Annotated in this window: 12 protein-coding genes and 3 tRNA genes; 8 read left to right on the top strand and 7 right to left on the bottom strand. The window is 69.2% G+C overall.

Annotation, left to right across the window (positions count from 1 at the left end):
- Window positions 1-156 precede the first annotated feature (156 nt).
- Both ctaD and BM424_RS06630 read right to left on the bottom strand, forming a co-directional pair.
- The gene (ctaD, locus tag BM424_RS06635; RefSeq protein WP_425441977.1) at window positions 157-1845 is read right to left on the bottom strand and encodes an aa3-type cytochrome oxidase subunit I; all 1689 of its coding nucleotides are present in this window, start codon (window positions 1843-1845) and stop codon (window positions 157-159) included.
- A 226-nt stretch (window positions 1846-2071) separates the two neighbouring features.
- Complete coding sequence (locus BM424_RS06630; protein WP_093414434.1) at window positions 2072-2641, bottom strand: SACE_7040 family transcriptional regulator; 570 nt, start codon at window positions 2639-2641, stop codon at window positions 2072-2074.
- Window positions 2642-2737: 96 nt separating this feature from the next.
- Here BM424_RS06630 and BM424_RS06625 point away from each other — a divergent pair, with 96 nt between their 5' ends.
- The 3 genes from BM424_RS06625 to BM424_RS06615 are packed head-to-tail and all read left to right on the top strand — an operon-like array spanning window position 2738 to window position 7521.
- The gene (locus tag BM424_RS06625; protein WP_093414432.1) at window positions 2738-4351 is read left to right on the top strand and encodes a carboxyl transferase domain-containing protein; all 1614 of its coding nucleotides are present in this window, start codon (window positions 2738-2740) and stop codon (window positions 4349-4351) included.
- A gap of 10 nt (window positions 4352-4361) precedes the next feature.
- On the top strand, window positions 4362-6359 hold the full coding sequence (locus BM424_RS06620; RefSeq protein ID WP_093414431.1) for an acetyl/propionyl/methylcrotonyl-CoA carboxylase subunit alpha: 1998 nt from the start codon (window positions 4362-4364) through the stop codon (window positions 6357-6359).
- Between the two features lie 4 nt (window positions 6360-6363).
- On the top strand, window positions 6364-7521 hold the full coding sequence (locus tag BM424_RS06615; protein WP_093414429.1) for an acyl-CoA dehydrogenase family protein: 1158 nt from the start codon (window positions 6364-6366) through the stop codon (window positions 7519-7521).
- A gap of 71 nt (window positions 7522-7592) precedes the next feature.
- On the opposite strand, the gene BM424_RS29385 is transcribed toward BM424_RS06615, so the two are convergent.
- Complete coding sequence (locus BM424_RS29385; RefSeq protein ID WP_093414428.1) at window positions 7593-8066, bottom strand: hypothetical protein; 474 nt, start codon at window positions 8064-8066, stop codon at window positions 7593-7595.
- A gap of 527 nt (window positions 8067-8593) precedes the next feature.
- On the opposite strand from BM424_RS29385, the gene BM424_RS06605 reads away from it, so the two are divergent.
- The 5 genes from BM424_RS06605 (at window position 8594) to BM424_RS06585 (ending at window position 10247) form a co-directional block, all read left to right on the top strand.
- Window positions 8594-8833, top strand: coding sequence for a hypothetical protein (locus BM424_RS06605; RefSeq protein WP_093414427.1), 240 nt, complete (start codon window positions 8594-8596; stop codon window positions 8831-8833).
- Between the two features lie 234 nt (window positions 8834-9067).
- Complete coding sequence (locus BM424_RS06600; protein WP_093414425.1) at window positions 9068-9658, top strand: ScbR family autoregulator-binding transcription factor; 591 nt, start codon at window positions 9068-9070, stop codon at window positions 9656-9658.
- 312 nt (window positions 9659-9970) lie between these two features.
- A tRNA-Glu gene (locus BM424_RS06595) sits at window positions 9971-10043 on the top strand.
- A gap of 24 nt (window positions 10044-10067) precedes the next feature.
- Window positions 10068-10144 (top strand) — tRNA-Asp (locus BM424_RS06590).
- Window positions 10145-10173: 29 nt separating this feature from the next.
- Window positions 10174-10247, top strand: a tRNA-Phe gene (locus tag BM424_RS06585).
- Between the two features lie 159 nt (window positions 10248-10406).
- Here BM424_RS06585 and BM424_RS06580 read toward each other — a convergent pair.
- The 4 genes from BM424_RS06580 to BM424_RS06565 form a co-directional block, all read right to left on the bottom strand.
- Window positions 10407-10760, bottom strand: a complete 354-nt coding sequence (locus BM424_RS06580) for a hypothetical protein (RefSeq protein ID WP_139274013.1) — start codon at window positions 10758-10760, stop codon at window positions 10407-10409.
- 426 nt (window positions 10761-11186) lie between these two features.
- Window positions 11187-11489: a hypothetical protein gene (locus tag BM424_RS06575; protein ID WP_093414422.1), complete on the bottom strand. Its 303-nt coding sequence runs from the start codon at window positions 11487-11489 to the stop codon at window positions 11187-11189.
- The gene (locus BM424_RS06570; RefSeq protein ID WP_139274012.1) at window positions 11486-11758 is read right to left on the bottom strand and encodes a hypothetical protein; all 273 of its coding nucleotides are present in this window, start codon (window positions 11756-11758) and stop codon (window positions 11486-11488) included. The genes BM424_RS06575 and BM424_RS06570 overlap by 4 nt, the downstream gene beginning before the upstream one ends.
- The gene (locus BM424_RS06565; protein WP_093414419.1) at window positions 11751-12095 is read right to left on the bottom strand and encodes a hypothetical protein; all 345 of its coding nucleotides are present in this window, start codon (window positions 12093-12095) and stop codon (window positions 11751-11753) included. The genes BM424_RS06570 and BM424_RS06565 overlap by 8 nt, the downstream gene beginning before the upstream one ends.
- Between the last annotated feature and the right edge of the window lie 148 nt (window positions 12096-12243).

The following is a 12243-nucleotide window of genomic DNA, read 5'->3' as shown; positions in this document are numbered from 1 at the left end:
ACACAGACCACCTGGAGACCCGGATTCCCTGGTGAGAGCCTCTCCACCCCGTTCTCCGAGGGTTCCGTGGGGAGGGGAAGTTTTCATGAGAACTGCGCTCTTGATCTTCTCTCCCGAGGTCGTTGGGGGAGGGAAGTTTTCATGAAAACTGCGCCGTCACCGACGCCGGAGACTCGCGTGAGCCTCGGATTCGAGGCGATCGGTCATGTGCGGGTAGTGCAGCTCGAACGCCGGGCGGATCGAGCGGATCCGGGGCAGCGCCGTGAAGTTGTGCCGCGGCGGCGGGCACGACGTCGCCCACTCCAGCGAGTTCCCGTGCCCCCACGGGTCGTCCACCTCGACCGGAGCGCCGTAGCGGTAGCTGGTGAGCACGTTGTACAGGAACGGCAGCATCGAGGCGCCCAGCACGAACGCGCCGATCGTGGAGACCGCGTTCAGCGCGGTGAACCCGTCGGTGACCAGGTAGTCGGCGTAGCGGCGCGGCATCCCCTCGTTGCCCAGCCAGTGCTGCACCAGGAACGTCGTGTGGAAGCCGACGAACGTGAGCCAGAAGTGCAGCCGGCCCAGCCGCTCGTCCATCATCCGGCCGGTGATCTTCGGGAACCAGTAGTAGACGCCGGCGAACACCGCGAACACGATCGTCCCGAACAGCACGTAGTGGAAGTGCGCCACCACGAAGTAGGTGTCGGTGATGTGGAAGTCCAGCGGCGGCGAGGCCAGCAGGATGCCGGTCAGCCCGCCGAGCAGGAACGTCACCAGGAACCCGACCGAGAACAGCATGGGGCTCTCGAACGTCAGCTTCCCGCGCCACATCGTGCCGATCCAGTTGAAGAACTTGATGCCGGTCGGCACCGCGATGAGGAACGTCGCGAACGAGAAGAACGGCAGCAGCACGGCACCGGTGGCGAACATGTGGTGCGCCCACACGACCACCGACAAACCCATGATCACCATCGTGGCCAGCACCAGCCCGGTGTAGCCGAACAGCGGTTTCCGGCTGAACACCGGCAGGATCTCGGTGACGATGCCGAAGAACGGCAGCGCCACGATGTAGACCTCGGGATGCCCGAAGAACCAGAACAGGTGCTGGTACAGGATCGCCCCGCCGTGCGCCGGGTCGAAGGCGTGCCCGCCGAGGTGCCGGTCGATCAGCAGCCCGAACAGCGCGGCGGTCAGGATCGGGAAGGCCATCAGCACCAGGATGCTGGTGGCCAGCACGTTCCAGGTGAAGATCGGCATCCGCCACATCGTCATGCCGGGGCAGCGCAGGCACACCACCGTGGTGATCATGTTGACCGCGCCCAGGATCGTGCCCAGCCCGGACACGATGAGCCCGGCCGCCCACAGGTCGCCGCCGGGACCGACGCTGTACGGACCGCGCGACAGCGGCGTGTAGGCGGTCCAGCCGAAGTCCGCGGCGCCGCCGGGCATCAGGAACCCGCTGAGCACGATCAGCCCGCCGAACAGGAACAGCCAGTAGGAGAAGGCGTTGAGCCGCGGGAACGCCACGTCCGGCGCGCCGATCTGCAGCGGCAGGACGATGTTGGCGAAGCCGAACACGATCGGCGTCGCGAACAGCAGCAGCATCACCGTGCCGTGCATGGTGAACAGCTGGTTGTACTGCTCCTGCGACACGATCTGGAGCCCGGGGACGGCCAGCTCGCCGCGGATCAGCAGCGCCATCGCGCCGCCTGCGAGGAAGAACGCGAACGAGGTGATCAGGTAGAGGACCCCGATGTCCTTCGGGTCGGTGGTCCGCAGCCACGGCACCAGCCGTCCGCCCTTGTGCGGGCGCCTGCTCGTCGGTGCCCGCGTGGGTACCGCGGTGGGCTGGATGTCGGTGATGGCCATGTCCGCCTCCGGCTGAGCGCGGGAGAGACGTCCCGCTTCAGTCTTCTCCCGGCGTCTGACCCCCGCAATCGCGCATCCGTGCCGCGTCGAGGGCTCGGCAGGGGACAGTTTTAGTCATAACTGCCCACCCTCGATGCCCGAAATGTCGGGACAGTTCTCACTAAAACTGTCCCCGCTGAAACCCTCGCTCCGCGATGCGGAAGCCCCAGGAGAGGGTCGCTCAGATCGCGGTGATGGCGCCGTGCGCCATGTCGCGCAGCAGCCGCGACATCGCCGAGGTGTCCAGGTGCGCGCTGAACGGCGTCGAGTTGATCAGCCCGAACACCGCGTGCACGGCGGCGCGGGCGCGCGGCCGGTCGAGCTCCGGACGGGCGTCGACCAGCGTCTGCACCCACACCTCGACGTAGAGCCGCTGCGACTCCCGCACCCGGCGGCGATCGCGGTCGGAGAGGCTGTCCAGATCGCGCATGTGCACGGTGATCAGGGCCGGGTTGCGCAGCGCGAACTCGACGTGCCAGCGCACCAGCCGCTCCAGCGCCTCCTGCGGGTCGGAGGCGGCGTCGACCCGGTCCTTGCCGCCGAACAGCAGCCGGTCGCTGATGCCGGTCAGCAGCTCCGCCAGCATCGCGTCCTTGCTGCGGAAGTGCCGGTAGAGCGCGGGCCCGGAGATGCCCACGGCGGCGCCGATGTCGTCGATGCCGACGCCGTGGAAGCCGGCGCGCGCGAACTTCTCGGCGGCCGCGGTCAGGATCTGCTCGCGCCGGCTCGGCTTCGCCGCATCGGTGGACATGCCCCGAGATGCTAGACGAAGACGTTAGTCATCGTTAACATGAGTCCTCAGTTAACGATGACTAACCGCCCGAGCCTCAGCGGAAGGTGTGCCCCCATGGATGCGCCCGTCCTGCGCACGTCGGTGGATCCGGATTCGCCGGAGTTCGCGCGCAACGCCGAGCAGCACGCCAAGCTCGTCGACGACCTCAACGTGCAGCTGACCAGAGCTCGCCTGGGCGGGCCGGAGAAGGCGCGGATCAGGCACGTCGAGCGCGGCAAGCTGCTGCCCCGCGACCGCGTGGACGCGCTGCTGGACCGGGGTTCGCCGTTCCTGGAGCTCTCGCCGATGGCCGCGCACGGTCTCTACGACGACGAGGCGCCGGCCGCCGGGATCATCACCGGCGTCGGCCGGGTCGCCGGTCGCGAGTGCGTGATCGTCGCCAACGACGCCACGGTCAAGGGCGGCACCTACTACCCGGTCACGGTCAAGAAGCACCTGCGCGCCCAGGAGGTCGCGCTGCACAACAACCTGCCGTGCCTGTACCTGGTCGACTCCGGTGGCGCGTTCCTGCCCAAGCAGGACGACGTGTTCCCGGACCGCGAGCACTTCGGCCGGATCTTCTACAACCAGGCCACCATGTCGGCGCGCGGGATCCCGCAGATCGCGGCCGTGCTCGGGTCCTGCACGGCGGGCGGCGCCTACGTGCCCGCGATGAGCGACGAGGCGGTGATCGTCCGCGAGCAGGGCACGATCTTCCTGGGCGGTCCACCGCTGGTGAAGGCCGCGACCGGCGCCGAGGTCACGGCCGAGGAGCTGGGCGGCGGCGAGCTGCACTCGCGCACCTCCGGCGTCACCGACCACCTCGCGGCCGACGACGCCGACGCGCTGCGGATCGTCCGCGACATCGTCGGCACGCTGGGCCCGCGCGAGCCGCGCCCGTGGGAGGTCGCGCCCAGCGAGGAACCGGCGGTCGACCCCGGCGAGCTCTACGGCGCCGTGCCCACCGACTCGCGCACGCCCTACGACGTGCGCGAGGTGATCGCGCGCATCGTCGACGGCAGCCGGTTCCAGGAGTTCAAGCAGGAGTACGGCCAGACGCTGGTCACCGGCTTCGCCCGGATCCACGGTCAACCGGTCGGCATCGTCGCCAACAACGGCATCCTGTTCAGCGAGTCGGCGATGAAGGGCGCGCACTTCATCGAGCTGTGCGACAAGCGCTCGATCCCGCTGGTGTTCCTGCAGAACATCTCCGGGTTCATGGTCGGCAAGGAGTACGAGGCGGGCGGCATCGCCAAGCACGGCGCGAAGATGGTCACCGCCGTCGCCTGCGCCCGGGTCCCGAAGTTCACCGTCGTCATCGGCGGCTCGTTCGGCGCCGGGAACTACTCGATGTGCGGCCGGGCCTACTCGCCCCGGTTCATGTGGATGTGGCCCAACGCCCGCATCTCGGTGATGGGCGGCGAGCAGGCCGCCTCGGTGCTGGCCACCGTCCGCCGCGACCAGAAGGACGCGCGCGGCGAGGACTGGTCGACCGAGGACGAAGAGGCGTTCAAGCAGCCGATCCGCGACCAGTACGAGCACCAGGGCCACCCGTACTACGCGACGGCCCGGCTCTGGGACGACGGCGTGATCGACCCCAAGCAGACCCGGGACGTGCTGGGGCTGGCCATCTCGGCGGCGGGCAACGCACCGCTCGAACCGGTCTCCTACGGCGTTTTCCGGATGTGAGGGAGTGAGCATGTTCGACACCGTGCTGGTCGCCAACCGGGGCGAGATCGCGGTCCGGGTCATCCGCACCCTGCGCCAGCTGGGCATCCGCTCGGTGGCGGTCTTCAGCGACGCAGACCGGAACGCGCGCCACGTCGCCGAAGCCGACACGTCCGTCCACATCGGACCGGCGTTGGCGTCCGAGAGCTACCTCAACGGCAAGCGGATCCTCGACGCGGCCCGCGAGACCGGGGCGCAGGCCATCCACCCCGGCTACGGGTTCCTCGCCGAGAACGCCGATTTCGCGCGCGCCTGCGAGCAGGCGGGCGTGGTGTTCATCGGCCCGCCCGCGAGCGCGATCGAGTCGATGGGCGACAAGATCCGCGCCAAGCAGACGGTGTCGGCCGCCGGGGTCCCCGTCGTGCCCGGGCGCAGCGACCCCGACATGACCGACGCCGACCTGCACCGGGCCGCGCTCGACGTCGGGTTCCCGGTGCTGCTCAAGCCCTCGGCGGGCGGTGGCGGCAAGGGAATGCGCCTGGTGCACGCCGAATCCGAGCTCGACGACCAGATCGCCTCGGCACGCCGCGAGGCGGCAGCCGCCTTCGGCGACGACACCCTGTTCGTCGAGCGGTTCGTCTCCCGGCCCCGGCACATCGAGGTCCAGGTCCTCGCCGACGCGCACGGCAACGTCGTGCACCTCGGCGAACGCGAGTGCAGCCTGCAGCGACGTCACCAGAAGATCGTCGAGGAAGCCCCGTCGCCGCTGCTCGACGCCGAGACCCGCGCCCGCATCGGCGCCTCGGCGGCCGACGCCGCCCGCGCGGTCGGCTACACCGGCGCCGGGACCGTGGAGTTCATCGTCTCCGCCGACCGGCCGGACGAGTTCTTCTTCATGGAGATGAACACCCGCCTGCAGGTCGAGCACCCGGTGACCGAGCTGGTCACGGCCGTGCGCGGCGAACGCGGCGTCGACCTCGTCGAGCAGCAGGTCCGGGTCGCCGAAGGCGTCCCGCTCGGCTGGCGGCAGCAGGACCTGACCCTCGACGGCCACGCCGTCGAGGCCCGCGTCTACGCCGAGGACCCGGCCCGAGGCTTCCTGCCCACCGGCGGCGAACTGCTCGCCGTGCACGAAGCCACCGGCCCGGGCGTGCGCGTCGACTCCGGCATCCGGCCGGGCGGCCACGTCGGCTCCGACTACGACCCGATGCTGGCCAAGGTCATCGCCTGGGCACCGCACCGGACCGACGCCCTGCGCCGGCTCGACAAGGCCCTGGCCGACACGACGATCCTGGGGCTGAGCAGCAACATCGCGTTCCTCCGCGCCCTGCTGCACCACCCGGACGTGCTCGCGGGCGACCTCGACACCGGCCTGGTCGAACGCGACCTGGACACCCTCACCGAGAACACCGTCCCCGAGCACGCCTACGTCGCCGCCGCCCTGCACGGCCTGGTCGAGGCCCAACCCGGCAGCGGCGCCGACCCGTGGGACGTCCCGAACGGCTGGCGCATCGGCCCACCCGCCTGGAGCACCTGGCGCTTCGCCGACGACCTCAAGATCCACCTCCGGGGCACCCCGGAGCGCGCCGAGGTCGCGGTGGAGACCGGCGAGACGACCACCACCGCGGAGGCCTCCGCCCACGCCCGCGACGACGCGCTCACCGTCACCTACCGGGGACGCACCCGCCGCTACCGGTTCGCGCACGTCGACGGCACCACCTGGCTGGCCTCCGACGGCCACGCCTGGGCGCTCACCGAGCACCGCCTGCTGGCCGAGCGCGGCGGCACCGCGGGCCGCTCCGACGGCGTGGTCACCGCCCCGATGCCGGGAACGGTGCTGGTCGCCGACGTCACCCAGGGCCAGCAGGTGCGCAGCGGGCAGCGCCTGTTCGTGGTCGAGGCGATGAAGATGGAGCACACCGTCACCGCCCCGATCGACGGAACCGTCACCGAAGTGCACGCGCGGAAGGGGCAGTCGGTCGGGCTCGACCAGCCGCTGGCCGTCCTCGCCGCCGAAGGGGAGGGATGAGGAGATGGTCGACCACCGGCTCAGCGAGGAGCACGAGGCGCTGCGGCAGAGCGTGCAGGACTTCGCGCGCAAGGACGTCGCCCCGGTCATCGCCGACTACTACGAGCGCGAGGAGTTCGCCTACCCGCTGGTGCGCAAGATGGGCGAGATGGGCCTGTTCGGCCTGCCGGTGCCCGAGGAGCACGGCGGCATGGGCGGCGACTACTTCGCGCTGTGCCTGGCGCTGGAGGAGCTCGGCCGCGTCGACCAGTCGGTCGCCATCACCCTCGAAGCCGGCGTCTCGCTGGGCATCATGCCGCTGCTGCGCTTCGGCTCGGACGAGCAGAAGCGCACCTGGCTGCCCAAGCTCGCCACCGGTGAGGTGCTGGGCGCGTTCGGCCTCACCGAACCCGACGGCGGCTCCGACGCGGGAGCCACCCGCACCACCGCGGTCCTCGACGGCGACGAGTGGGTGATCAACGGCGCGAAGGCGTTCATCACCAACTCCGGAACCGACATGACCGGGTTCGTCACGGTCACCGCCGTCACCGGTGAGCGCCCGGACGGCCGCAAGGAGATCTCGGCGATCCTGGTGCCCTCCGGAACCCCGGGCTTCACGGTTGCCAAGAAGTACTCGAAGGTCGGCTGGAACTCCTCCGACACCCACGCGCTGTCGTTCGACGACTGCCGCGTCCCGGCGGCCAACCTCGTCGGCGAGCGCGGGCGGGGCTACGCCCAGTTCCTGGCCACGCTCACCGAGGGCCGGGTGGCCATCGCAGCCCTCGGCGTCGGCACGGCCCAGGGCTGCGTCGACGAGTGCCTGCGCTACCTGGGAGAACGCGAGGCGTTCGGGCACAAGATCGGCGAGTACCAGGCGATGCAGTTCAAGGTCGCCCAGATGGAGCTGCGGGCGCACACGGCCCGGCTGGCCTACTACGACGCGGCGTCGCGGATGGTGCGCGGCGAGCCGTACAAGAAGCAGGCAGCGATCGCGAAGCTGGCCTCGTCGAACGCGGCGATGGACAACGCCCGCGACGCGACCCAGATCTTCGGCGGCTACGGGTTCATGAACGAGACGCCGGTGGGCCGCTTCTACCGCGACTCCAAGATCCTGGAGATCGGCGAGGGCACCAGCGAGGTGCAGCTCATGCTCATCGCCCGGGAGCTCGGCCTGCCGGCCTGACCGGGCCGGAAACGACGACGAGGCCGTGGGCGCGCATCAGGGGGTGCGCCCACGGCCTCGTCGCGTCGGTGTCACATCGGGCGGTAGCGATCGACCGGGACGGTCATCTCCTCGGTCCGCTCCACGTCGGGGATTCCTCCGGAGAAGCCGGAGGGAATCGGGTCGGGGGTGTTGTCGGGGTAGGGGCCGTCCTGGCCTGGCCACTCGGGTGCTTGCGCAGCGGCCTGCTGCATCGGGTTCTGCTGCACCTGTGTCTGGGCCGCGTGCTCCTCCTCGGCGATCTCGAGGTGCTGCATCACCCAGTCACGCGCGAGCGCGGCGGGGGATGTGCCCTGCTTGACGGCGAGCTCGCGGAGACGCTCGTTGGCCAGCAGCGGCAGCCGCAGCTGGTACACCTGAGCGGCACCGAAGCGACGCCCTGACCCGGTGGTTTCGGGGTTGTCAGCCGGGTCCAGCGCAGCCAGGTACGACTCGAATTCGGGGTCCGGTTCGGCTTCCTCGGCAGGCTTGCGCTGCCGATTCGCCTTGGTTCGTCCTAGAGCCACCCGGACACGATAACGGTTGTGTTGCGGCCTGCCTATCGCCGCGAGCCCGGAACCTCGGTCGCGCACCCGGGCCTGCCGCCGCCACCTGCGAGTGAGCCGGGGTGGGCGGGTGTTGGCGAAAACCCGTCCTGACGTGGAAGGCCCCCGCGCCAGGGGGAGGAGCACGGGGGCCGGAGGGGATCTCCACAGGTGCTGACCGGGGGTGTGTCAGCGACGCCGATTGTGGCACGCGCCTCCCTCGCGCGGGGAGGGTTCTCGCCACGATTCGTGCATCCAGCGCTGTCGTCGGCCGCCCGCTCGGCGGTCGCGCGGCGCTACGAGCGGTGAGCCCGCCGAGATCCGGAATGCCGGAGCTGTCGCGTTCGTTGTCCGGTGAGGACGCGGGAATGTGACGCAGCCGATATCCGAAGTGGATCGACCCACGCACGCGATTACTCTCCGTTGGCTTCGAATCACTCTCTGGGGGGCTGCGGCTGTTGACAACCTGTGGATAACCTGCGGCCGAAACCCGAGGCCTGGGAGGCGTCATGTACGGGTCGCTGGACGTACGAAAGTTCTTGTGGCAGCAGGAAGACGGGCAGTCGCGCCAGTCGGGCGCGGTGCCCGGGCAGCGCGTCGGCGAGCCCTCGCGCATCTCGGAGGAGCAGGTCCACCGGGCCAGGATCGCTGTCGCCCGCAGCGCCGAGAGCGCGGAGGACTGCCGCCTGCTGCTGGACATGCTGGGCCTCGTTCCGGACGAGGACGGTCAGCCTCCGGTGGCGCGCTGACCTGGGCCGCGCACGTGGCCGGCCCGGGCGCGGACCGGCTGCGCGTCGGAGCGGCGCGCCGGGTGAACGCTCGGTCGGCGTGCGTTCTCCGAACGTGTGACACGCAGGTGTTCTGCTGAGCGAAAGGTCGGCATCCGAGGTAACTTCCGGTGGCATATTTGATCATCCGTTCGGGCGGGGCCTCGCTCGCGCGGGCGGGTGCGAGCACTGCCATTCGGGGGTCGGAGTCGATCAATGCCGCAGCAGCAGCGGGCGCAGCTCACGCGTCACTCGATCATGGTCGCCGCGGCCGAGGAGATCGACGACGTCGGTTTCGAGGCCGCCAAGCTCAGCGCGATCCTGCGCCGCTGCGAGACGACCAAGGGCGCGTTCTACTTCCACTTCAGCGGCAAGGAGGACGTGGCGCAGGCGCTGGTCGCGCGCTACCGAGAAGTCCTCGACGAGTTCAGGGAGCGCTGGTACCAGCGCGCGCAGAGTCCGATGGCGACGCTGGTCGGCCTCACCTGCGACACCGCTCGTCGCCTGGAGCAGGACGTGATGCTGCGCGCGGGGCTGGCGTTGGCGTGCGGCCACGTCGGTACGGACACCGACGGCTGGGAGTCCTTGTTCGACGATCTCGTCGGTCGCGCGGCCGAGCGCGGTCAGCTGCGCCCGGGCGCGGATCCGGCCGCGGTGGCGCGCCTCTGCTACGCGATGGTGGTCGGCACGAACCTGCTGGAGGCCAGCGACCTGAGGCGCCTCGCGACCCGTCTGGAGGAGTCGTGGCGCGCCCTGCTCCCGGGCCTGGTCGTCGACGGCGCCCGCACGGCCGCCGCAGCCGGATGATCATGAGTCGTGGATCACAAAACGAGCCCGGTGGCGGTTTTGCCCGTTTCAGGCCCCCGCGGGGGTGCCGAGGCCCGTTCCGGGTCAACGTGCCGATCCACCCGCGATGGTGGCGATTGGCCTGGTCAGGCGGCTAGTATTGGCGTCGGGTGCGGGGTGCCGAGGTGGCCCGCGACGGTGCCGCACGGCTTAGGGACCCCCCGGTTTGGGCGGCCGGAAGCGTGTGTCGTAAGCTTTCATCACTGCCAACGGGGCGCCCCGAAAGGGAAAGCCGGTTGGAGGCGACGGCCGGACCGGTTTCGGATCGGTCAAGCCCCCATCGTCTAGCGGCCTAGGACGCCGCCCTTTCAAGGCGGTAGCGCGGGTTCGAATCCCGTTGGGGGTACGAACAACTGAAGAACGATTGCATGGCCCAGTGGCGCAGTTGGTTAGCGCGCCGCCCTGTCACGGCGGAGGTCGCGGGTTCGAGTCCCGTCTGGGTCGCCAAGGCGAACGGCATCAAGCCGGACGCTATCGGCCAGGTAGCTCAGTTGGTACGAGCGTCCGCCTGAAAAGCGGAAGGTCGGCGGTTCGACCCCGCCCCTGGCCACCGCTCAGAGTCACAAGAAGCCCCGTCGATCTCGACGGGGCTTCTTCGTGTCATTTTCCGTCTCAGTTCGAGGGCTACCGGCCAGGTGAATCACGTTCACTTACGGACGCTGCCTGGCTTGCTGCTGATCACTGCGCAAACAGCCATGCGCGGGCCTCATCACTGATCATCGCCTTGGGTGTCGGAGTGCAGAAGCCCATTGTGGACCAGATCCCAGAGAGGCTGATGCGCCTGCAGGTCTGCAACTGAGATCTGAATCGTGCGACCGGCGGTGTCGGTGAGAACCACATCCGGTACGAGCGTCCCCTGTACCGCGACTGCGTCCAGTTCGTAGGTGTCCACCCACCCGGAAGGCACCGCGAGCCAATCAGCCCCGGCCGAGACACGAACGCTGTTGATCACGCCACGGGGAAGCAGGGAATCACCCACGACGATTGCAGCGCTCAGCACGCCGCTGCCGACCAGAATCGGAACAGCCTGTGGTCGTAATAGCGAATGGAAACCGGCGAACAAATCACTCCCACGAGGAGCAGGGCACTCGTTACCAACCCCACGCTGACCGCCATCGAACCCACTGCGGGTTGAAACCACTCCAGAACCGGGCCACGTCCCTCGGGCGCCGGCGGGTAGCGAGCCCAACGTGCCGAGCGCCGCTTACCGGGACGGGCCAGCCTGCTCGGCGCCTCAGGTGGACGGGGCTCACCTGCGCACGGATCAGGTCGTGGCGGCAAATGACCTTCTTGAATGACAACCCCCAACCACACCTCGTGCGCGACCGGTCTTTCGGAGTCTCGTGCGTACCTGAAGGCCGGACGCCAACGTCCCAAGGATCTGCGAGTCCCGCCAGATCACGGGCGGGGTAGTCGGTCGAGGCCCATGGGGGCGAGCAGTAGTCCGGTGAGGGCGCAGACTGCGGCCAAGCGGAGTGCTTTCGGGTGCTTAGTCATCGCTGGACGGCGTCCGTTGCATGAGGATGTCGATCCAGCGGTGGCCTGCCTTGCGGCGGGCGCGTGCCCAGAAGGTCCACACGATGTTGCTGATGATGATGCCGCAGACGAAGAAGGTGATGAGGGCGTAGAAGGTGGCAGGTGCCATTGGCTGCCGGGGCCCGTGGATGACGGTCTGGATGATGATGGTGAGGGCGAAGGGCACGCCGACGCAGGCGACGGTGAGGTAGTAGGCGCGTTCCCATCGCTTCCAGGTGGGCCCGGTCTGCCACCACGCGCGGAGTCGTTCAATCATCCTGTTCGCTCGCCTCCTGGCTCGTTGCGATTCGGCCGCCTGCGGGCCCATATCGTGATCACGAGGTACGCCAGCGCCGACCAGACCAGTTGTGTTGCTGCGACTCCGGTGAAGAACACGACGGCTTCGTGCCAGGACAGCGGGTCGCTGCTGTCGAAGCCGAAGAGGTGTTTTGCCGTGAGACCCCCGAGCATGAGCGCGATGAACCGGAGCCATCCGGCTCGCTCGTGCATTTCGACCAGCAGCCAGGCACGCAACTTCTTACGCATCCCGATCACCCCGGCGGAACACGTCACGGACGTTGACGTTGCTGAATGCCCGCCGCCAGTCGCCGAGGATGATCTCCGGAGGCGCTCCGGTTTCCTCGCGCCTGACCTTCTCTTCCTGAAGGATCGCCGTGCAGGTCACGGCAGTGCCTGCGACCGCGGCCACCATCGCGGCTGGTTGATCCAGGCCGATCAGGAAGGCCGCGATGTAGAGCGGGGCGCCGACGAGGACCCGCAACACCTTCCACCGCGTGGCTGCTGATGCGGGGTCGAACCAGGCGCGTAGCTGTTCGCGCTTCCGGATCGCGCCGATGCCGAGAACGACTGCTAGTGCCCCCACCAGCGTCCCTCGTCCCCATGCTGATAGGTCGGAGGCGATGAGGAGTCCGATGCCGGCGACTTGCGCGAGAAGCGGCCTGTAGCGCCTTAGTCAGTCACTCATCTTGTCCCTCGCTCTTGGGAGGGCGCGCCGTTCGCTACTCATCCCG

It is taken from the genome of Saccharopolyspora flava, from assembly GCF_900116135.1.
GTDB lineage: Bacteria > Actinomycetota > Actinomycetes > Mycobacteriales > Pseudonocardiaceae > Saccharopolyspora > Saccharopolyspora flava.
The sequence above is the reverse complement of the archived record's forward strand: the minus strand, read 5'-3'. Positions and strand labels throughout refer to the sequence as shown.